Source organism: Persicobacter diffluens, from assembly GCF_036244895.1.
Lineage (GTDB): Bacteria > Bacteroidota > Bacteroidia > Cytophagales > Cyclobacteriaceae > Persicobacter > Persicobacter diffluens.
The window spans coordinates 1,245,613-1,267,924 of record NZ_BQKE01000001.1; the positions used below are offsets into that span (position 1 = coordinate 1,245,613).

Below are 22,312 nucleotides of genomic sequence, written 5' to 3' on the forward strand. Positions count from 1 at the left end.
AGCCAGCCTCGTAAGAAGCTGACTTTTGAGTGGTATTGTTTATTGTTTAGCCTTTTTTAGGTGCTCCCGCCAGAATTTCTGCGGAGCAACCTGCGGTATATTTCTCGAAGTTTTTGTTGAACAAGTCCACTAACTTGTTGCATTCTTCCTGATATTTAATGGCATCAGTCCAGGTAGCGCGTGGGTTCAAAACCTCTGGTGCTACTCCTTCGCAAGCAGTTGGGAATTCAAAGCCAAATTCTTCATGCTGCTCAAAACGAACGTTGTCAAGTTTGCCTTCCAAAGCAGCAGTAATCATAGCACGGGTCTCTCTGAGCTTCATGCGAGAGCCGGATCCGTTTAAGCCTGTGTTGATCATCCAGACGTTGACCTCCTGCTCATCCATTTTTTTACCCAACAACTCTGCGTATTTGGCAGGGTGTAGAGGGAGGAAAGCAGCGCCAAAGCATGCGGAGAATGTTGGGGTTGGCTCTGTGATGCCCATCTCTGTGCCGGCAACCTTTGAAGTGTATCCTGAAATAAAATGGAACATCGCCTGCCCTTTCGATAATCGTGAAATTGGGGGGATTACCCCAAAGGCATCAAAGGTCAGGAAGAAAATATTTTTAGGGATTGCGCCAATGGAGGGCGCTTTGGCATTATCAATAAAATGCAAAGGATAGGAAACGCGAATATTTTCGGTGACCTCTGTATTTTCATAATCAATTTTGCGGGATCTGTCAAAGAATCGGGTGTTCTCTTCGATCGCACCGAAGCGAATTGCTCTCCAGATATCTGGCTCTTTTTCTTCTGATAAATCTACGGATTTGGCGTAGCATCCTCCTTCAAAGTTGAAGACGGTATTTTCGGTCCAACCATGTTCGTCATCGCCTATTAAAGCACGATTAGGGTCTGCGGATAGGGTGGTTTTACCGGTGCCGGACAAACCAAAGAAGATGGCCACATCTCCATCTTTACCTTCGTTTGCAGAGCAGTGCATCGACAATACGTCGTGATCGTGTGGAAGAACATAGTTCAAAACCGAGAAGATGCCTTTCTTCATTTCTCCGGCATAGGCAGTTCCGCCGATAATTAACTCCCGGGTGGTCATGTTAACAATCGCGAAGTTTTTACCATTCATGCCTAACTCCTGGTAATTTTCTGCTTCAAAATTCGGATTGCAGATAATGGTCCAGTTGGCCTCAAAGTTTTCTAATTCTTCTTCCGATGGACGAATAAACATATTATAGTTGAACATATGTTGCCATGCCAACGTGTTATACGAACGAACATTCAGGCGGTAGTTTGGATCTGCGCCAGCATACATGTCGCGCACATAAAGGGTCTCGCCTTCGAAAGACTCGATCAAAACCTTTTTCAGATAGTCGAATTTTTCCTGAGAAATGGGTTGGTTGATTTTCCCCCACCATACAGAATCCTTGGTGTTTGGATCCTCTACTGTGTACTTGTCCTTTGGTGATCGTCCGGTGAATTTGCCGGTGTCAACCATCACTGACCCTCGGTCAGTCAAGACGCCTTCGCCTCTTGAAAGGATTTCTTCTGTACATTCAGCGGGTCCCAAGTTCCACTTTACTACAGTTGGTTTGAAGTCGTAAGCATCAAAACCATTTCGAGATTTAATACCGAATTCTTGCATAATAAAAAAAGTTAAAAAAGCGTCGTGTTTTGTTACATAATAAATGTAGTCTCGAAACTAAGTTAATTTTATGATTTAAATCAAGTTTCAAATAAAATATGCGTGATATTTTTCATTGTTAAATTTTCAAAACATGACCCTTGTTTTGGGTTTATTTTAAAATAATTACATTTTATTTCAGGTTGTGTTTGGGGCTGTTTTTCGGCGGGTTTGAATGTGATAATTGTTTTGTTATTCATTTAAATTTCTATTTCTTTGTGGAAGTCCCAAGTAAGCATCTTACCTTTGATGGGCTAAGTATTACCAATTTGTAGTTACGGGTTACGGAGAAAGATTTTATTTAGGAGCAGACAGGCGCACACCGGAAATTTATTTAGAGTCTTCCACAGGCTTAATGAGATTTGTGGGGAGGTCCATACCTGAGGATGCCCGTGCCTTTTTTACCAAGGTTACGGATTGGTTAAAGGAGTATCTTGAGAATCCGGCACCCACTACCCGCGTCATTTTTCAATTGGAATATATGAATACCAGCTCAAGTAAGTGCTTCGTGGATATGCTGAAAATGCTTGAAGTTGTCCATCAGGACGCTACTGATGTGACCTTGGTTTGGTATTATGATGAGGAGGATGAGGATATGGAAGATACGGGGGAAGACTTTAAGAATATGTTTGAGTTCCCGGTGGAGTTGAGGGGGGTGGATGATTTGCTTCAAAGACCATTTGACTTGTAGTTTCAAAAAGATATAAAAGGCCCTGAATCAGGGCCTTATTTTTTAAATGCTATTTTTCTTTTCTGAATTTGGAGAGCCAGTGTTCCATTTGTTTTCCTGCGGCTTCCCGTCCTCCCAGGCCGAATGATAGTGCGAATGCCACCGCGATAGCGCCTAAGGTGAGGCCGAATGCCAGATTGACAATCTCGTCAGCGATGCCCATTTGTCTTAAGGAAATCGCGACGAAGAGACCTATTATTCCTGCCCGGGCGATGGCGGCTAAAAATGCATTTTCTTGATTTTTGCTTAGCACTTTGTAGGCGAGTGATGCCATCCAGCTTCCAATGGCCAGAATCATAAGTCCGAAGAAAATATGACCGGAAAGAATAAGGAGGTCGCCAAGGATAATGGCTAATTGAATGAACTCAAGCTTTTCGATTGCGGTAATGATACCGGAAAAGGCGATAAAGAAAAATACAAGTTGTCCCAATAGCTTAGAGATGGACTTCTTGTCTGAAAACCATTGGAAAATGGTGATTTTTTTGATGAGCTCATCCAGCTTTAGGTTCAGAAGTAGGCTTTCTATGATTTTTGCTATGTAACGTCCTCCGATAAGGAAAAGAGCTAAAATTAAGGCCGCTGCGATAATATTGGGGATGGCGTTAAGCAGGGTGGATAGCGCTTCGGTGGCAGGGTCCGAGATTACTTTCATTTTCAAACTATCAAGCGATATGATCAGGATAGGGATAAAGACCACCAAGAAAACCACTTGTTTGATCAGTTTTGTGAAATCAAAATTGAGTGTTATGCCTAATCTGCCAGAAAGGGAATCGATGCTGCTGGAGATTAGTCCGGTGGCTTCTGAAGCAATATTGGCCAATACATAGCCTGCGAAGCCAATAACGAAAGCAGCGAGTAGTCTGGGTAAGAAAATGAGGAATTCATTCAGCATCGCCTGTAGGGGTAGTAAAACGCCTCTTACGCCCATCATGTCAAGAACGAGTAGGAGAACATAAACTACCGCCAAATAGTAGATAATTTTTGAGATGCTGCTTTCTAAGTGGAAGGATTCACTTCCGGTTCTTTCGTTAATCCATTTATCCAGTTTGGCTTTGCTTAAGAGTTTACTGGTTAGGTTTTTTAATCCTTTAGCAATTAATAGTCCTACGATCAGGACGATAATGGCTCCCACTGCTGATGGAACCACAGTGCCAAAAGAGGAGAGGACAGGGTCAATAAATTGGTCCAGGTAGTTTTTCATGCTTAGTTAGTTTGTAAAATATGCTATGAGTAAACATGAAAACTTCCTGCTTATGTTCTTTTGTCTTTTATTAAGAAGGGATAAAAAGTTTGGAATAGAATTTATGAGGGTAAACTCAATGGAAAATTTGATTTTGTTGGATAGTCAAAAAACGAAATTCGTAATAATATTACCAATTGAGCGGCGGGAGGTGTGGTGTTGCAACCGTTTGCGAAAAGTGGTTTTTTGAGTGATTTTTAATGATTTTCAGCAGTTTTTTTATTGATACACTTAGTGGTCGGGTGGGGAAGGATATTGAATTTGTTATAAAATGTGGGTATTGAGTTGTGTTGTGTCAGGCGATTAATTGGGCTTTAAAGAGTACGTTTTTGCTGGTTTTAATGCGTTTGTACTCGAAGCCTTCTAGTATAAAAGCTGCCATTATTTCTCCTTTACTGATCGGTTTAGCGCTTATTTTGGTGATTTCGCCACTAATTTGGGAGATGTCAATGGGCGTGTCTGTGGGGAGGCTTTTGGTCCAATGTTGCGCAATGTGAGCTCTAAGCCAATTTACAGTTGTCATATCCAAAGGATAAACGGCCTGTGTCCTATCATCAATGAAGCCTTTGCTGAATAAATTTTGGGGGAGCTTATTCATAAATCAAGTGACCTTATTCGTTATATTTAATTTTATACGGTTTTATTAATATATAGTTCTTTTTGTTGATTTAGTCTGAATCAATCAGGATCAAGTCCTTGTTTAGCTACAAGTCAGTAAAAAACAGTAGTATTTCTCTATTGTCTAGGTTAATTCAATCTGGCAGAGGAATGAGGTAAGGGCCAGCTTATCAAAATATGGGCTATCTGGATTTAGGTATTTTACTTTAAATAAGTGTTTTAGTTCGGTGGGTGGGGCTGGTTGTGATTAGTTCGAGTAGGTCTTCGTTCGCGATAGCGGACTTGGCGATTTCAACTTTGCTACTGGAGCAAAATAATAAGGTCAGGCAAAGGTAGTCAGGTCTGTTAAGGTCTTTCCAGGGGCTGAAAACCAATTAATTTTATATTCTCATTTGGCTTCAAGATGGAAAAAGAAGGGGTATTGCGCTGTTATTAAGTTTTTTCAAAAGATGCAGCGGGTGAGCGTATTGGAGGCTTGGTCGAATTTTTGAATTAAAAACCCATCCTATTTGACTTGATATTCAGGGGTTTACCTCGGGTTGCTGTATAGTATGATATATGATTCCAATTAATATTAAGTATAAAAAAAGGCTGACGCTAATGTCAGCCTTTTATTTTTTATTTATAAAGGGTTGTCCCTAAAAATGATCTTACATCATGCCTGGCATTCCGCCGCCCATTGGAGGCATAGCAGGAGCTGCACCAGCTTCCTCAGGTTGATCGGCAACCACACACTCGGTAGTCAACAATAGAGAAGCAATTGAGGCTGCATTCTCTAGCGCCAAGCGAGTAACTTTCGTTGGGTCGATGATACCTGCTGCTACCATAGCCTCGTATTTGTCGTCGCGTGCGTTGTACCCGAAGTCACCTTCACCCTCGCGGATTTTCTGAACAACTACAGAACCTTCACCACCAGAGTTAGCCACAATCGTGCGTAATGGAGCTTCAATAGCTGTGCGAACGATATTGATACCGGTTGTTTGGTCTTCATTAGCGCCTTCAACACCATCCAATACAGAGGATGCACGGATCAAAGCAACACCACCACCAGGAACGATACCTTCCTGAACAGCTGCGCGAGTTGCGTGAAGCGCATCATCTACACGGTCTTTCTTCTCTTTCATCTCTACTTCAGTAGCAGCGCCAATGTAAAGAATCGCTACACCGCCAGCCAATTTCGCTAAACGCTCTTGTAGTTTTTCTTTATCGTACTCAGAAGTAGTGTTCTCAATCTGAACCTTGATTTCATTTACACGTGCTTTAATCGCCTCAGAGTCGCCTGCGCCGTTCACGATCACCGTGTTGTCCTTATCAATGTTCACTTTTTCAGCAGTTCCCAGCATGTCGATAGTCGCTGCATCCAATTTGAATCCACGCTCCTCAGAGATTACTGTACCACCAGTCAAAATAGCGATGTCTTCCAACATTGCTTTACGACGATCACCGAAACCTGGCGCTTTAACTGCGGCAATTTTCAAAGATCCACGCATTTTGTTTACTACTAGCGTAGCCAATGCTTCTCCTTCGATGTCCTCGGCAACGATTACCAATGGCTTTCCAGTTTGAACTACTGCTTCCAATACTGGCAACAATTCTTTCATGTTGCTGATTTTCTTGTCGTAGATCAGGATGTATGGAGATTCCATTTCTGCTTCCATTTTCTCTGTGTTGGTCACAAAGTATGGAGACAAATAACCACGATCAAACTGCATACCTTCCACAGTTTTTACCTCGGTTTCAGTACCTTTTGCTTCTTCAACAGTGATCACACCGTCTTTGCCTACTTTCTCCATCGCTTCTGCGATCATTTTACCGATCTCGAAGTCGTTATTAGCAGAGATAGTACCTACCTGCGCAACCTCTTCGTTTGAAGTGATGGCCTTGGAAGTTTTCTTCAAATCTTCAATGATCAAAGCAACTGCTTTGTCAATTCCACGCTTGATGTCCATTGGGTTAGCGCCGGCAGCTACGTTTTTGATACCTGCTTCGAAGATCGCTTGTGTCAATACAGTAGCAGTAGTCGTACCGTCACCAGCCATGTCAGCAGTTTTAGAAGCTACTTCTTTTACCAGCTGTGCTGCCATGTTTTCTACCGAATCCTCTAGCTCAATTTCTTTTGCTACGGAAACACCATCTTTGGTTACGGCTGGGGCACCGAATTTTTTGTCCAAGATTACGTTACGGCCTTTAGGACCCAAAGTAACTTTTACCGCTTCAGCAATTACTGAAACACCTTTCTTTAGTTTCTCACGTGCTTCGCCGTGGAATAAAATATCTTTAGCCATGGTTCAATGGTTTTAAATCAATCAAAAAAACAGATTAAATAATTGCGAAGATATCTGCTTCGCGCATGATCAAGTAAGTCTTACCTTCAAAGGTAATCTCTGTACCTGCGTACTTTCCATAAAGTACAGTGTCGCCAACTTTTACCGTTAATGGCTCATCTTTTTTACCTGGACCTACAGCTACGATTTTACCTTGAGAAGGCTTTTCTGTAGCGGTGTCAGGGATAATGATTCCTGATGCAGTCGTAGTCTCAGCTGCTGCAGCCTCAACTAGTACACGATCCGCAAGCGGTTGGATGTTTACGTTAGACATTGCTGTTTTTATGTTTTTAAGTTAAAATCTTTCTGCCTGATATCATCATAGAGTGTGCCAATCGAGAAAATCAGGATCTTTGTGACAAATTGGCTTAAAATGACGTCAGGCAGGTTTTTTATGGACTGTCAGGCCAGTCTTGGGCTGTCATTCTGTAGCCGAAATTTTGTCATATCTGACCATGAAACACAAAAAAGCCGCTCCAAAAATGAAGCGGCTTTTTATATCAATATCTTATTAACTTATTCTGCAGAATCAGTTGCTGGGGCAGTCTCTAAGGTTTCGCCTTCGATGGTTGCATCCGATGCCTCACCACCAAGGTTTGGTAGCGTAGCGCTCTGTCCGGCTTTCTCCAGGTTAGGACTGTTGAAAGTGTTTACACCTGCCCCTCTTTGTTCTTCGATAAAAAAGTTAGTGGAAAGTGTAAGGACTACAATAGCAATCGCTAGACCCCAAGTGACTTTCTCCAAAAAATCAGTAGTTTTCTTAACTCCCATAATTTGAGAGGTGCTTGATCCACCAAACTGAGAAGATAATCCTCCTCCTTTTGGGTTTTGCGCTAAGACAACCACAACCAGCAAAATTGCTGCAACGATGATCACTCCAATTAAAACAGTAAACATTTATTATTTTTGATTTTGTAGTTTTTCAATGCAATTCACAAAGTAAGCTTTTTTCTCGGGAAATTTCCAAATCAGGGCCTCGTAAATCTTTACTGCCTCTGAGAAATTCCCTTGACGCTCCATTATCTTTGCCAAATTTTCTGTATACAGTTCTGAACTCATCTTAGTACTTTGATTGGACAAGTCCACTGCTTTGGTGCTTTCACGCTCCGCCTCCAGAGGGCGGCTAACGCTCGGACAATCCGCAATGAAACGGTCAATCAGGTCACTTTGCTCTTTGAGCAGATGCTCTCGATCTGTCATATAAGTGTTATCCACCTGCTTATTTTCTTCTTCGGTAATCGATTTCTCCTCTGCATCGGGAAAAGCCTGCTCATCATCCTGCTGATCTTCGTATTCCGTCTTTACTCGTAAATATTCTTCTAAAGAGGCGTGGATTTGCTCCGCTAAATTAGCTTCCGCTTCAATTTCGGGACTACACGCTGCGGTAAATCCTTCCATTTTGGGCTCTGCTACTTCCGATGCGGAGGGCAAATTTAGTGTATTATTATTTTTTATTCCACTTTCTGATGATACAAAATTGTCCTCTTCTAATAATTTATGCTGTGGGATAAGATATTTCCCTGAGGTTGTTTCATCCGAAAGGGTCAAAGAGAAAAATTGCTTAAGGTTTTGGGTTTCCAGCACTGATTTTAGATGTTTTCGATTAGGGGAACGCAGGGCAGCACTTGCCAGCATTTCTCTGTAATCTAACCCATCATTCTCCTTTGCAATCTTGGCCATTAAGATTTTGTATAGCGAACAATAGGGGTGTTGTTCACTTAAATCCTGCAGGTCAGTGATTTCCGACAAGGTAACCTTTTCAAGGTTAAAAAGCATGTGATGAAAAGTCGAAGGTTCCACAATTTATTGATTAGTGAAAGGAAAATATAAACGGAAAAAAAGTGCCAAGCAAGACAATTTTTAACAGATTAAATCCAATTAATTACCAGTTGGCCACAGTGGCATTAAAGATGTCCAGAATAATTTGATCTGTGATGACTGGAATTAAGTTTTGCTCTGCCGAAGATCTGTCCTGTGAATTAGGGTCATAATCATCAAAGAAAGAGAAAGATTTATTCTCAAAATCGAAAGTGTCATCGCTGTTATTAATGTAGTCTGCTTTAACGGTAATCGTTAAACGTTCCACTCCGGCTGCATCAGCGCCATCAATATTTTGATTACCTCCAGACTGAGGAGCTTGTGGTGAAAATCTATAGCCGGTTATGATGCCTTCAATTTGTAAATCACCTTCTTCGTCCACTAGTGCCAGGGAGGTGTTTTGTTGAAAGTAGTCCCGGATAGCATTGGTGAAGTCCTGAGATAAGTTTGCCGGACCGGCATTTGATTCATCGTAAAAAGTACCAATAGAAATGGTTCTTACTTTGGAGTAATCGATGGAAGCTCCGGTGAAGGAGTAAAACCCACAACCGGAAAACAAAAAGGTGGAAGCGGCAATAAATAGTAGATTGCCAATATATAATTTAAACTTATTCATTTACGTTGTTGCTAATTCTTTCGGGGCGTAAAAATAATCAAAAAGCTTGATATTCAGACTTTATTGGTCGATTTCGTACTGTTTGATTTTTCGGTAAAGTGTTCGCTCTGATATACCCAAATCCTGTGCCGCATACCGTCTTTTGTTGTTGTTTTTCCTTAAGGCCTTGATAATGAGGTCTTTTTCTGTTTTTTCGATGCTCAAAGACTCATCCGGCTCGGTTTCATGAGAAATGTCTTCTACGGTGGTTAAATCATAGGTGTCGATTTCGTCTTCCTCCTCAGAATAAAGCAGGGAGCTATGTTCTTCCGGCTCTACTTTGTTTGAATAGCCGGAGCTTGGCTCCGCATTGTAGTTAGAGGGGCTAGGGGATGAGGGGTAGCCCGTTCCCAGCATGGGCAGGTTGCTGGATGTGCTGGCTGCCGGGGCGGTGGATGGTGTCGCACTACCTTTGCCTCTCATCAGCTCCATGATCATACCTTTCATTTCAGTCATGTCTCGGCGCATTTCAAACAATACCTTGTACAGCAGGTCGCGCTCCGACATATTATCAAAGCTGGTGCGCTCGTTTTCCGGTTCATTGTTATGGCGGATCACCGATGGCAGGTTCGGAGCCTCCTTTGGAATGTATTTTTTCAGGGTTTCCGCATCAATCTTGCGGTTCATCTCCAATACAGAAACCTGTTCCACCATATTTCTTAGTTGGCGGATGTTACCGGGAAAGCGGTATTTTAGCAATACTTCCTGAGCTGATGGATCCAGGGAAACCGGTGTCATATGGTATTTGTCGGAAAAATCAGCGGCAAATTTCCGGAACAAAAGCAGGCTGTCACGCCCTCTTTCTCTTAATGGAGGGACAAAGATGGGCACCGTATTCAGTCGGTAGTATAAATCTTCACGAAAATCGCCCTTTTCAACGGCCTTGACCAGGTTTACATTGGTGGCCGCCACTACGCGAACGTTGGTTTTTTGAACTTTAGAAGAACCTACGCGGATAAATTCGCCATTTTCCAGGACACGCAACAGGCGGGCCTGAGTGCCCAGTGGCATTTCTCCAATCTCATCCAGAAAAATGGTTCCGCCATCGGTTACTTCGAAATAGCCTTTACGAGCTTCGCTGGCACCTGTAAAGGAGCCTTTTTCATGTCCGAATAATTCTGAGTCGATAGTTCCCTCCGGAATGGCCCCTGTATTCACGGCGATAAATTGTCCGTGCTTCCTGGCCGAAAGGTGGTGGATGATCTTGGAAAAAGATTCCTTACCGCTACCACTTTCTCCGGTAATGAGTACGGACATATCCGTTGGGGCTACCTGCATCGCCACCTGTATGGCATGATTCAATAAATTGGAATTCCCAACAATGCCGAATCTTTGTTTGATGCTTTGAACTTCTTCTTCAGAAAATATGGACATAGTGTCTTTGAGCTAGTTTTAAACGATCGATTAAAAAATGTTGGAATAAAAAAGTAAAAGGGAATGTGGCGGTAAAGCTTCATTCCCTTTTATTATACAGGTTTATGCGTCTACCGCTTCGCCAATCAGTGTTCCCTGCGTGCAGTCGGTTACCTTGACATGGGCGTACTGACCGATCTTAAGGTCTTTTTTGTCGAAGACAATCACCTTATTGGCAGAGTTCCTTCCACTCAATTGGTTTTCGTCACGCTTGGAAACCTTATCAATCAAAACTTTATAAGTCTTTCCGATTGATTTTTTATTTCTTTCCAGAGAAGAGCGATTCTGAATGGCGATTACCTCTTCTAGTCTTCGCTTCTTTACCTCCAATGGAATGTCATCTTCATATTTTTTGTGCGCCAAAGTTCCCGGGCGCTCAGAATAGAAGAACATATAGGAGTAATCATATTGTACATACTCCATCAGGCTTAAAGTGTCCTGATGCTCTTCCTCTGTTTCGGTACAGAAACCGGTGATAAAATCAGAAGAAATTCCACATTCGTCACCGATGATGCGACGGATAGCATCTACGCGATTAATGTACCATTCGCGGTCGTAAGTACGGTTCATCATCTCCAACACACGGCTGTTGCCGGACTGCGCCGGAAGGTGAATGTAATTACAGATGTTTTCGTGTTTGGCCATGGTGTGCAATACCTCATCCGTAATGTCTTTAGGGTGAGAGGTAGAGAAACGTACACGCAATTCCGGAGAAACCTTGGCGACTAACTCCAAAAGATTCGCGAAGTTCACGATGTCCTCCGCATTGGATTTGTTAATTTCTTTTTTGGTGTTGGACTCAAAATCATCCGCCCATTTGTAGGAATCCACATTTTGTCCTAATAAGGTCACCTCGCGGTATCCTTTGTTGAAAAGGTCCTGTGCCTCGGCTACAATGGATTTCGGGTCACGGCTGCGCTCACGTCCACGGGTGAAAGGTACAATACAGAAAGAACACATATTGTCACATCCACGCATAATGGAGATGAAAGCGGAGATGCCGTTGCTGTTCAAACGCACAGGCGTTACATCGGCATAAGTCTCTTCTTTTGACAAAATGGTATTAACCGCTTTTTGTCCGTCCTCTACCTTGCCTACTAATCCCGGAAGATCGCGGTAGGCATCAGGGCCAACGACCAAGTCTACAATTTTTTCCTCTTCCAAAAGCTTGGACTTCAGGCGCTCTGCCATACATCCCAATACACCTACCATAGTGTCTGGGCGTTTTTTCTTCAGGGCGTTGAAATTTGCCAGGCGCTTACGTACGGTATCTTCCGCTTTCTCGCGAATCGAACAAGTGTTCAAAAAGATAACATCCGCTGCCTTGTAATCATCCGTAGTGTCATATCCATTTTCGGTCATGATGGAAGTGACAATCTCAGAATCAGAAAAGTTCATCTGACAGCCATAGCTCTCGATGTACATTTTTTTGGTTTTCCCCGTTTGGGAATTCTCACTAATCTTTACCCCGCAGGTTGCGTCTTTTTGAGAGACGGTTTCCTCCTGGTCAAGAATGTTTAGTTCTTTAATGATCTCGCTCATTTTTTATCTATTCATCTACCATCGAGGCTTTTACAATAAATATGCCTCAATATCCAGTAAGCAAAATTAATAAATTGATGGTAAAACTGACAGATTGTCAGATAAATTTCCCCTATACTTTCTAAACTTCTATCGATCGCTGATCGGAGGAAAAGGAGCTTTCAGCGGTGCCTGAGGGGGTTAAGCCCAAAAAGCCCGACCCTATCGAGAATTAGGGTCGGGCTTTTTGTAATCATTCTAAATTACATTAGGTTTTTCTTTTTTTCTTTTTGGCCGCCGGGAATAGGATATTATTGAGGATTAATCGGTATCCCGGGGAGTTGGGGTGAAGATTCAGATCTGTGGGTTCTTCTCCCACCAGGTGTTTATAATCCTCCGGATCGTGTCCGCCATAGAAAGTCCAGAAGCCTTTTCCAAAGACACCATGCACATAGCGCGCCTCATCGATGGACTTGGTTTCCCCCATAATGACTACATCAGATTTGATGAGTTTCTTTTTATAGGCAGTGGTTTGCCCCATAAAACCTTTGATAATACGATCATGGTTTTGAGTCAGCATGGTTGGGATCGGGTCCCATTTGGCGGAAAATTCGAATAGGGAAAAATAATCATTGGATTCCGAAAGCCCTCGCTCCATTTCCTGATTATCAATATTGGAAAATTCATACTCCATCGGATTTCGATTGATGGAAAAATCGGTGAAGGCGAAGCAGGGTTCATAATTCAGTTTTTGCTGGGCATGCGGATCAGCCGGATCGCCGTCATACATGGATTCGCAAATGTCAACGCCATCAGCGGAAAGTGCAATGTCAAAGGTGTCAGTGGCAGAACACATGGCAAACAGGAAGCCCCCGCCGGAAACAAATTCCTGAATACGTTTGACCACTGCTAATTTCATTTCTGATACTTTGTTGAAGCCGTGTTTCCTGGCAGATTCCTCAAACTCCTTTTGTTGTTCAATGTACCATGCTTGATAACGATAGGCGCGATAGAACTTACCATACTGACCGGTGAAGTCTTCATGATGCAAATGAAGCCAATCGTATTTCGGGAGGTCTCCGTACATGACCTCATCATCGAAAATCACCTCGTAAGGGATCTCGGCATAAGTTAAGACCAGGGTGACGGCATCATCCCAGGGTTGCTTGCTTTTTGGAGTGTAAACGGCAATCTTAGGCGGCTTCTCCAGTTTCATGACGTCGGTGTTGGTGGTGGGGGAGGCGAGTTGTTGCACAATCTGGTTGGATTGTCCATCAGAGATCACCTCATAGGAAACGCCCCGAATGACGCATTCATTCTCAAATTTCTGGCTGTATTTTACCATAAAGCTGCCCCCTCGATAGTTCAGTAACCAGGAGATTTCCTGTTCCTGATCCAAGATCCAATAAGCGATGCCATAAGCTTTTAGGTGATTGGTTTGCTTTTGATCCATGGGTAGTAATAAATACATGGCCCTGGCCTGCAAACTAAACAGTATTAGGAATAAAGTGAGAAGGAGACGGGAGTGTTGGTATTTCATAGTCTGGAATAATAACCGCTTATATAATAAATAGTGAAAACAGCAGGACTTTGTTCACATTTTTATTTAACTCTAATAAATTGTACTTATTATCGTTTAATACGTTGTAATTTTCCTTAAACCTATGCAATTCCTCGAAAATTTTAAAGAAGGCCTTACCTCGATTAAAGGAAATCTGTTAAGATCGTCCCTGACCGCAACCATTATTGCTATTGGAATTAGCTCTTTGGTAGGGATTATTACTGCCATTGATGGCATGAAGGCAAGTATTGAGGGGAATTTAAGTTCATTAGGTGCGAATACCTATACGCTGAGGTCTATTAATAATAATTCAAGGGGCAACGAAGGTGGTAAAGCCCGAAAAATTTTCCCACCCATCAAGTATGCCGAGTTTCAGCGTTTTCAGGAGAAATTTCAAGGAGAGGAAACCATGTCCTTGTCGGCTTATTTAAGCTGGAATGCAGAAATTAAGTTTGGTTCGGAGAAAACGAATCCAAATGTTCGGATTGTCGGGATTGACCATAATTATTTGACGCTGGAAGATGCGGAGTTTGCTTATGGTCGTGACCTGACGCCTAACGAAGTAAGCAGCGGGGCGCCGGTGGTGATTCTGGGAGATGCTATTGCTTCCAAATTATTTCCGGTAGGGCAAAGAATAAACCCTGTAGGAAAGTTTATTACTGCCTATGGGGCAAGTTTCAGGATTGTGGGGGTGTTAAAAAGCAAGGGGGCTTTGAATAATAATCAGGGAGTGGATCGGGCGATTATGATTCCGATTGAAAAAGCAAGAATGCTTTCGGCGGGCAGTCAGTTAAATTATAACCTGAAGGTTGGGCTTGGGGCGGCCATGGAAATTGAGCCTTCAATAGGTCGGGCTACGCCAATTATGCGTGCTATTCGCCAGGACCGTCCTGGGGAGGAGAATAGTTTTGAAATCAAAAGAGATCAAAGTCTCGCCGAAAGCCTGAATGAAATTTCGGGTCAGTTGAAGATTGGGGCTATAGGGATTGGTTTTATTACTATTTTGGGAGCGGCCATTGGTTTGATGAATATCATGATGGTGTCGGTAACCGAAAGGACCCGTGAGATTGGAGTGAGGAAGGCGTTGGGGGCTACTCCGGCCAAAATTAAACAACAATTTTTGATTGAGGCCATTACCATTTGTCTGATTGGTGGATTTGCCGGCGTTTTGCTGGGTTTTATTTTTGGGAATGTCGTCGCGCGTACGGTGGATGCTAAAGGCCTGGTTTTTCCTGTGGAGTGGATGTTCCTCGGCTTTGTAGTGTCCGTTTTGGTGGGGGTGATTTCAGGTTATATGCCAGCGGCTAAAGCTTCTAAGTTAGATCCAATTGAGTCCCTTCGTTTTGAATAAAAAGTGGATACGAAAGACTGTTAAAAGGGATGGTTCTTGTAAGAAAATGCCTGTTTGCGTAAAAAAATGATGGTTTTCGTGGCTTTTTTGGTCGTTTTGATGTGTAAAATGAAATAAAAAGCGGAATTTGGGGATGTCACATCCCGAGAAATTTGCGTCATTTTCCTTCGTTGTTTCTATTTTATTTGTAACATCTGACTGACGGGAGTCGAATAAACTTTATGGGTCTTCGAATAGCATATAGTATCTTTATTTTTTTTCTGTGTTTTCTGCCGGCATTAGGTGTTGCCGGGGAATTGGTTATTCGTGGCCTTTATCAGGGGAGAGACCTATATGTGCAGAATCCCGAATTGCCGGATGGCGGTTTTGCAACAGCTGAAGTTTTTTTGAACGGTACCAAAGTTTTAGCGCATCCCACTTCCTCAGCCTACACTATTCCATTAAATACGTTAAAGGTGGATGATTCCGTTAAGGTGCTCATTACGTATGATGGGGCTTTGCCTCCAAAGGTAATTAATCCGCAAGTATTGCGACCTAAAGTGAAATTTACCTTCCTGGCAATATCGGCCAATGAGCAAAATATAAAATGGACGGTGGATGGAAATGGCCTTGACGGAACTTTTATCCTGCAAAGACTGGTGGACGGGAAGTGGACTATAGCCGGTAGTCATCAATCGGATAATATGGATAGGGAATCTTTTCAGTTGCCGGTGACGCATCAGGAAGGGAATAATCGCTATCGAATTCGATTTCTGGCCTCCGTTGGAAAGACTTTCTATTCTAAAGTGGTGGATTATGAAAATTTTCAGGACCCTGTTACTTTTTACCCGGAACGCGTTTCTACTAAGCTGTATCTGAATAAAGCGGTGGCTTATGAGGTGGAAGATGCTTATGGGAATTTTATTGTGGGGGGTGCCGGAAAGGAAATTGATATGAGTCAGGCGGAGACTGGTTTATACTATTTAATTGTAGGGGAGCAAAGAAAGAAATTTTATAAAAAATAAGGCGGAATTTAGTCGCAGGTGTTTTAGTGATCTTAGGCTGGTGTTGACCAGTCTTTTTTTTGTTCTTCCTCCAGATGTATCCTTTACTTGCTGAAGGGTGGGTTCTCTGCTTCGTGATTTTCGGAGAGTTTCTATTGAAAAGTGAAAAAAAAGGGAATGCCTCTGAAGCTTTCCCTTTTTTTTATTTTTGGGACTGGCTTATTAACTCTAATTATTACCGCTAAATTTACCGGGCAAGTGCAAGTTGCTTATAGTAAGATGAATACAAATCGTTGTCTTAGCTTTGAATTAGCCCGAATTTGGACAAGCTTGCTTTCTCCTCATTCATCTGTTTCGTTGGAAAAAACTCAAAATAGAAAACTATTTCTTCATTTTTCCCGCCTTTCAGTTAAACGAGGATTAAAGCATTGATAATCCGGGTTAATGTTTTTCGAATATGGTTTCGATTTCATCAATCTCCATCTGTCCCTGTTCATTGATGTTTTTCATCTTCACCTGCTTCAGTTCATTGATCAGCATTGGGTCATATTTGGCTGCCACACGTATATAGTTTTCAGTAAATCCAAGCATTTTACCTTCATGGATTTCATCCTCAAATAATACGGTGTAGTTTTTATCAATATGTTCCTGGTAGAATTGTCTTCTTTTCTTTTCAGAAAGGATACGAAGCATTTTTGCGCGTTTGCTTCTTTCCTTAACCGGCACCACTTCTCCCATATCTACCGCTTCGGTATTCGGGCGCTCAGAATAGGGGAATACGTGTAGGTAGGAGATTGGTAATTCGCTCAGGAAGTTATAAGTTTCCAGAAAGCGTTCCTCTGTTTCGCCGGGAAAGCCTACGATCACATCTACCCCGATACCACAATGGGGCATCAGTTCCTTAATCTTCTTGACGCGGTCCGCATAAAGGTCTCTTTTATAGCGACGCTTCATTAATCGCAGGATCTCCGGTGAGCCGGACTGTAAAGGAATATGGAAATGTGGGACGAATTTCTCAGACTGTGCCGTGAACTCAATGATTTCGTCTGTCAATAAGTTCGGTTCGATAGAAGAAATACGAATGCGCTCAATACCTTCCACTTTATCCAGGGCTTTCGCCAAATCCACAAATTTATCTTCCCGCTGTCCATTACGGATACCGAAATCTCCGGTGTTTACTCCGGTTAAAACGATTTCCTTAACGCCTGCTGCGACAATCTCCTTGGCGGATTTCACAACATTCTCAATCGTATCGGATCGGCTCGCTCCCCTGGCCATTGGAATAGTGCAGTAAGTACATGGGTAATCGCAGCCGTCCTGCACTTTCAGGAAAGTTCGGGTGCGGTCATTTAAGGAATAGGCGTTATGATAATCCAACGCATCCTCTATATCGGAATAGTATACTTCTGCTTTCTTTTCCTGGGTAAATGGATCCACCTTGGGTTGGAAGTTCTCATCCAAAATGTCCAATAGGCGGAATTTTTCTGCAGCACCAAATACGGCATCCACGCCATCAATGGTCGCAATCTCCTTTGGTTTAAGCTGTGCGTAGCACCCGAGGATGGCCACATACCCCTTCGGGTTAATCTTCATTGCTTCCTGCACCACTTTGCGGCATTTCTTGTCCGCATTGTCGGTTACTGAGCATGTATTAATAATGAAGATGTCCGGATTGGCATCAAACTCGACTTTTCGATATCCTCTCTCCTCGAAATTGCGGGCAATAGTGGAGGTTTCTGAAAAGTTAAGCTTACAGCCTAAAGTATAAAACGCAACTTTTTTCATAGCGCGCAAAGGTAGTGATTTTTTGGCCGTTTTTTGCTCTGATAGCGCAATAAATAACAGTTGGCGATGTGTTAGTTAGAATAATATATTCACATATTTTAATCATTCAATTAATATTTTTCTAATTCTGCAAACTGATTGACTGATAAGGGAGTAGGATTTTGAGATTCGTATTTCAGAAATTGTTTTTTGAAAAGATCGTAAATATTACGTAGGGGTGTTTTTTTAGCCAAAATTGATTGATACCTTGTGTTTGTAAATAATTCAGGCTTATATTTGAGCCGTTAATACAGCCGTGATTTAAGATATGTAAGAAATCACGTTAATTTTCAACCCTACAAGAACTGAAATGGCACATTTGAGATTCAAAGCGCTAGAAGAGCTTTCTAAAAGATCCGCTGTAAAGGTGGAGGAACCAGCAGAACCGATTTCATCCTATTTCGGTGTAAATTCATTTGACTTAGAGAAAATGAAGCGCACCTTGGCTCCTGATACTTTCAAAAGAGTAAAAGATGCCATTGAGAATGGTAAAAAGATTGACGTTGATACTGCTGATGCGATTGCTGCTGCAGTAAAGACCTGGGCAATGGACAAAGGAGTTACACATTATACTCACTGGTTCCAGCCACTTACCGGTTCAACTGCTGAAAAGCACGATTCTTTCTTTGATGCCTTTGCAGGACTTGAGCGTTTGAAAGGTGAAGCTTTGATCCGTCAGGAGCCGGATGCCTCTTCATTCCCGAACGGTGGTATCCGTTCTACTTTCGAGGCACGTGGTTATACCGCCTGGGATCCATCATCTCCAATTTTTATCTTTGGTAATACACTTTGTATTCCTACCGTTTTCGTTTCTTATACTTCTGAGTCTTTGGATTACAAAGCTCCTTTGTTGAAGGCAATCGAGGCAGTAGATAAAGCATCCACTCGTGTATGTCGTTACTTCGATCGTAACGTAAACCACGTAACTGCTTCTTTGGGTTGTGAGCAAGAGTACTTTGTGATTGACAAAGGATTGTATTACTCACGTCCTGATTTGGTAATGTCTGGTCGTACATTGTTCGGTCACGCTCCAGCGCGCGGTCAGCAGTTGGATGATCATTATTTTGGTACTATTGCTCCTCGTGTATTAGATTACATGAAGGATTTCGAGATCGAGGCTTTGAAATTGGGTATTCCTGTTTCTACTCGTCACAATGAGGTAGCTCCTTCTCAGTATGAGGTGGCACCATTGTTCGAGGAAGTAAACAAAGCTTCTGATCATAATAAATTATTGCAAGACTTGATGGACAAAGTGGCGGAGCGCCATGACCTGAAAGTATTGTTCCACGAGAAGCCATTCGCTAATCTGAATGGTACTGGTAAGCACAACAACTGGTCTTTGATCACTGATCAGGGGGTTAACTTGTTGCAGCCATCTTCTTCTGCACGTGAGAACTTGCAGTTCCTAACTTTCTTCGTAAACACCATTAAGGCGGTTCACGAACATGCTGATTTGCTTCGTGCGTCTACTGCTTCGGCAGGTAACGATCACCGTTTGGGTGCAAACGAAGCTCCTCCGGCCATTATCTCCGCTTTCATCGGTCAGCAGTTGACTGCTGTATTGGATGAGTTGGAAAACAACGGTAATGTTGAGGTAGAGAAAGGCGATAACATGTACATGAAGTTAGGTATTGACAAGATTCCTGAAATCTTGTTGGATAACACTGACCGTAACCGTACTTCTCCATTTGCTTTCACTGGTAACAAATTTGAGTACCGTGCAGTGGGTGGTGATGCGAACTGTGCAGGCCCAATGGCAGTATTGAACGTAATTGTGGCAGAACAGCTTCAGCAGTTTGCTGATGAGGTTGATGCAGCTATCGAAGGCGGAAAAGAAAAGCGTTTGGCAATTGTTGACGTATTGCGTCGTTATATTAAGGAGTCTAAAGCGATTCGTTTCGAAGGTGACGGTTACTCTGATGAGTGGGTTGTTGAAGCGGAGAAGCGTGGTCTTCCAAATATTAAGACTACTCCAGAGGCATTGGAGGCTTACATTTCTGATAAAGCGGTTGCTTTGTTCGGTAAGCACCATGTATTGTCGGAGCGTGAGCTTCATGCACGTGTTGAAATCCTTCAGGAGAACTACATTAACAAGATTCAGATTGAGTCTCGTGTAATGGGTGACCTTGCAGCGAACCATATCATTCCTACCGTTGTTCAGTATCAAAACAAATTGATCCAAAACGCTCAGGGGCTTAAGGATCTTGGAATCGATAATTCAGAGATTGTTTCTACTATCGAAAAAATCAACAAGCACTTGTCTAATCTGAAAGTAGCGATCACCAACATGACGAACGCCCGTAAGGAAGTGAATCAGATCGAGGATGCTACTGAGAAAGCAAAAGCTTACTGCTTTGGTATCAAAGAAAAGTATTTCGAAGAGATCCGTTATGCGGTTGACAAGTTGGAGCTTTATGTTGACAATGAAGATTGGCCATTGACTAAATACCGTGAGTTGTTATTCTTACGTTAATTAATAGTATAGCAAAAGATTTAAAAACCTCAGTTCCCTTTAGGGCTGAGGTTTTTTTGTGCTTAAATGTTCGAAACAACCAATTGCTAGATAACGATGAAAAGCTATAAAATTACTGCGGAAATCTTGTAGCAAAAAACATAAGGGGCTGGATGTATTTTTTGATGAGGGACTGGGTGCTTGATGAAAATAGTCTGTATTTAATGGTAAAAAAAAGAGAAAAAGCATTTGATGTTTTTTTTTAATATTTTTTTGTAATGATTTTTCTCAGCTGGAGGTGATTGTTCTTTTTTTGAGTTGAGAGGGGAAGAATAACGCTCCTAATTGAAATAGGCACTTTTTGCGCATCGCTCTTGTTAATTTTAGACAAGTTTTTCATGTTTCTGAACGATTGAATGAAAAAAAGAGTGACTTGAGAAGTTAAAAGCGGTTCTTAGCATCCTAAATAGGGTAAAGTTTTTCGATGAATGATTTTGTATAGGGGCAGGTTATGGCTTTTGGGGATCGATTGGGATGAATAATAAAATAAGACTTGTCTAAAATGGCAATTGGAATAAAGGGTTTCTTTCTTTTAGAGAAAATATTTATAAAAAAAATAGGAAAAACTTATATGTAGTGATGTGGTTTGAATTTAACCTTTCGAAGAGGGCTGGCGTTCCTATTTTTACATAATCCGATTTGACTAACTTATATTGAATAATTAAATCATCACTTATGAAAGAGACGAATAGGTTGGGGGTGATCAGAGCTGCCTTGGATACTGCCATCAGCCAACCACTGGTAGGGCTATATTTAGCCGAGTATGGTTATACCAAAGAAACGATCGCAGAGGGTGATTTACTTTATGAGAATTATGTGCAGGCATCAGATGCTACTCGAAAATTAAGTTTTGAGGTGGAACAGGCTATTATTGCCTATCAAAAGCGATTTAAGAAATTTGAAGCGAGATATCGAGAACATCGAAAGCTGGCTATGGTAAAATTCAAAGCTCAGGAGCCTGTTTTGAGAGCACTTGATTTGGTGGCCCCTTGTGGTGATAATATGTCAGAACGCATGTTGTCCATGCGAAGGTTTTATTACGGTTTGAAGGGAGACCAGCAGCTGACTGAAGCGTTAAAAGCAGTGAAAATCAATGAGGGAGTAGTGAAGTCCGCCATAAGGGAGTTTGGCTTAATTGAAAATGAAAAGTCACAGGTGCAGCGTCATCGAGGCATTTTACAGTCCATGAATGCAGTGAAGTCAGAACAATTCGAAAGATTGCAGTTGTGGATGAGTGATTTTATTCAGGTGGCACGCATTGCTCTGAAGGACAATGAGCAGCTCCTTGAAGGTTTAGGGGTGACGGTTAAGTAAAAGTGTTCATTTATTTTTGATAGTTGTACAAAAAGTAGGGGGGGATGACCTCGGTTCATCCCCCATTTGTTCGAAAATTCATCCAGATTGCTATATTGTTGAGAGCCGTGGGCGTTTGTGCTACGGCTTCTTTCTTTTTTGAACAAAAAGTAATCATGGGGAAGTCTGGGATGGGAATTGCTTCACTAAAATCCTTTTCATTTCGGCAATGAGCATTGTAATAACAGGGGGGGTAAATAGATCTTATTTTCAGTATGTTAATGCTTTAGGTGCGTAAATGATGTCGGAGGGTGGAGGTTGATTTAATTATTTGAATAAATTTTTTAACTTTAAATCAAATCAATCTTATTTTAATCATGGGTAATCGATCTAAAGTCTACACATTAACCCTGATAAGTGCCTTGGTATTATGGGGTTGTTCTGAATTTCAAGGGGAAGGTCCCAGGATGGAGTCGTTCATGGACAATTGGGATTGGGGAGAGATGGTCGCCACGGTGGATTGGGGCTTTAACTTTGAGCGTAATAGCATTGAAGTGAAATCAGCCCAAGATATTCAGGATTTTATTACAGAAGTGGAACAAGAGATGCTAACTGAAGTAGGGGATGAGCGTTTATATGGTGTTCATGCTCAATTCGACGGTGAGAAGCTGACTTATTTCCTGATTACGGATCCGAATGATGCGCGGCTTTCAGTAGAAGAAAAAAAGGCCTTTACCCTGGATCAGGATAAAAGCCCTTTTGAGTTATTGATCAAATGCGACCAATCCTAAAGA

At 42.1% G+C, this 22,312-nt stretch carries 17 protein-coding genes and 1 pseudogene; 6 read left to right on the forward strand and 12 right to left on the reverse strand.

What is annotated here, in order from left to right; all coding sequences use genetic code 11:
* Positions 1 to 46: 46 nt before the first annotated feature.
* Complete coding sequence (pckA, locus tag AAA970_RS05245) at positions 47 to 1,636, reverse strand: phosphoenolpyruvate carboxykinase (ATP) (RefSeq protein ID WP_338236223.1); 1,590 nt, start codon at positions 1,634 to 1,636, stop codon at positions 47 to 49.
* Positions 1,637 to 1,997: 361 nt separating this feature from the next.
* On the opposite strand from pckA, the pseudogene AAA970_RS05250 reads away from it, so the two are divergent.
* Positions 1,998 to 2,366 (forward strand): annotated as a pseudogene (locus AAA970_RS05250) (DUF1987 domain-containing protein); the annotation flags it as partial.
* A gap of 49 nt (positions 2,367 to 2,415) precedes the next feature.
* On the opposite strand, the gene AAA970_RS05255 reads toward AAA970_RS05250, so the two are convergent.
* From AAA970_RS05255 to AAA970_RS05300, 10 genes are all read right to left on the reverse strand, one after another.
* On the reverse strand, positions 2,416 to 3,606 hold the full coding sequence (locus tag AAA970_RS05255) for a mechanosensitive ion channel (protein ID WP_338236224.1): 1,191 nt from the start codon (positions 3,604 to 3,606) through the stop codon (positions 2,416 to 2,418).
* 334 nt (positions 3,607 to 3,940) lie between these two features.
* Positions 3,941 to 4,168 carry a hypothetical protein gene (locus AAA970_RS05260; RefSeq protein WP_338236225.1) on the reverse strand — a complete coding sequence of 76 codons (228 nt, stop codon included), beginning with the start codon at positions 4,166 to 4,168 and terminating at the stop codon, positions 3,941 to 3,943.
* A 745-nt stretch (positions 4,169 to 4,913) separates the two neighbouring features.
* Positions 4,914 to 6,548 carry a chaperonin GroEL gene (gene groL, locus AAA970_RS05265; RefSeq protein ID WP_053404391.1) on the reverse strand — a complete coding sequence of 545 codons (1,635 nt, stop codon included), beginning with the start codon at positions 6,546 to 6,548 and terminating at the stop codon, positions 4,914 to 4,916.
* A gap of 34 nt (positions 6,549 to 6,582) precedes the next feature.
* Entirely contained in the window at positions 6,583 to 6,861 is a 279-nt protein-coding gene (locus AAA970_RS05270) for a co-chaperone GroES (protein WP_060685877.1), read from the reverse strand.
* A 242-nt stretch (positions 6,862 to 7,103) separates the two neighbouring features.
* A complete protein-coding gene (gene secG / locus AAA970_RS05275; RefSeq protein WP_060685878.1) occupies positions 7,104 to 7,484 on the reverse strand; it encodes a preprotein translocase subunit SecG in 381 nt (126 codons plus the stop codon).
* Between the two features lie 3 nt (positions 7,485 to 7,487).
* A complete protein-coding gene (locus AAA970_RS05280) occupies positions 7,488 to 8,363 on the reverse strand; it encodes a hypothetical protein (protein WP_338236226.1) in 876 nt (291 codons plus the stop codon).
* Positions 8,364 to 8,469: 106 nt separating this feature from the next.
* Positions 8,470 to 9,021, reverse strand: coding sequence for an LPS assembly lipoprotein LptE (locus AAA970_RS05285; RefSeq protein WP_060685880.1), 552 nt, complete (start codon positions 9,019 to 9,021; stop codon positions 8,470 to 8,472).
* Between the two features lie 60 nt (positions 9,022 to 9,081).
* Positions 9,082 to 10,434 carry a sigma-54 interaction domain-containing protein gene (locus tag AAA970_RS05290; RefSeq protein WP_420916712.1) on the reverse strand — a complete coding sequence of 451 codons (1,353 nt, stop codon included), beginning with the start codon at positions 10,432 to 10,434 and terminating at the stop codon, positions 9,082 to 9,084.
* Positions 10,435 to 10,536: 102 nt separating this feature from the next.
* Positions 10,537 to 12,015 carry a tRNA (N6-isopentenyl adenosine(37)-C2)-methylthiotransferase MiaB gene (miaB, locus tag AAA970_RS05295; protein WP_338236227.1) on the reverse strand — a complete coding sequence of 493 codons (1,479 nt, stop codon included), beginning with the start codon at positions 12,013 to 12,015 and terminating at the stop codon, positions 10,537 to 10,539.
* Between the two features lie 247 nt (positions 12,016 to 12,262).
* The gene (locus AAA970_RS05300) at positions 12,263 to 13,534 is read right to left on the reverse strand and encodes an asparagine synthetase B (protein ID WP_338236228.1); all 1,272 of its coding nucleotides are present in this window, start codon (positions 13,532 to 13,534) and stop codon (positions 12,263 to 12,265) included.
* Positions 13,535 to 13,658: 124 nt separating this feature from the next.
* Here AAA970_RS05300 and AAA970_RS05305 point away from each other — a divergent pair, with 124 nt between their 5' ends.
* Both AAA970_RS05305 and AAA970_RS05310 read left to right on the forward strand, forming a co-directional pair.
* Positions 13,659 to 14,906, forward strand: coding sequence for an ABC transporter permease (locus tag AAA970_RS05305; RefSeq protein WP_338236229.1), 1,248 nt, complete (start codon positions 13,659 to 13,661; stop codon positions 14,904 to 14,906).
* A 221-nt stretch (positions 14,907 to 15,127) separates the two neighbouring features.
* Positions 15,128 to 15,910: a T9SS C-terminal target domain-containing protein gene (locus AAA970_RS05310; protein WP_338236230.1), complete on the forward strand. Its 783-nt coding sequence runs from the start codon at positions 15,128 to 15,130 to the stop codon at positions 15,908 to 15,910.
* Between the two features lie 420 nt (positions 15,911 to 16,330).
* Here the strand turns inward: AAA970_RS05310 and mtaB are convergent, their stop codons facing one another.
* Positions 16,331 to 17,674 (reverse strand): tRNA (N(6)-L-threonylcarbamoyladenosine(37)-C(2))-methylthiotransferase MtaB, encoded by a 1,344-nt coding sequence (gene mtaB, locus AAA970_RS05315; RefSeq protein ID WP_338236231.1) that lies wholly within the window; start codon positions 17,672 to 17,674, stop codon positions 16,331 to 16,333.
* A gap of 349 nt (positions 17,675 to 18,023) precedes the next feature.
* Here mtaB and AAA970_RS05320 point away from each other — a divergent pair, with 349 nt between their 5' ends.
* The 3 genes from AAA970_RS05320 to AAA970_RS05330 all read left to right on the forward strand — a co-directional run bounded on the left by AAA970_RS05320 (position 18,024) and on the right by AAA970_RS05330 (position 22,309).
* Positions 18,024 to 20,186: a glutamine synthetase III family protein gene (locus AAA970_RS05320; RefSeq protein ID WP_053404400.1), complete on the forward strand. Its 2,163-nt coding sequence runs from the start codon at positions 18,024 to 18,026 to the stop codon at positions 20,184 to 20,186.
* A gap of 714 nt (positions 20,187 to 20,900) precedes the next feature.
* On the forward strand, positions 20,901 to 21,539 hold the full coding sequence (locus tag AAA970_RS05325) for a PQLLE family protein (RefSeq protein WP_338236232.1): 639 nt from the start codon (positions 20,901 to 20,903) through the stop codon (positions 21,537 to 21,539).
* Positions 21,540 to 21,895: 356 nt separating this feature from the next.
* Positions 21,896 to 22,309 (forward strand): hypothetical protein, encoded by a 414-nt coding sequence (locus AAA970_RS05330; RefSeq protein ID WP_338236233.1) that lies wholly within the window; start codon positions 21,896 to 21,898, stop codon positions 22,307 to 22,309.
* Positions 22,310 to 22,312: the final 3 nt, after the last annotated feature.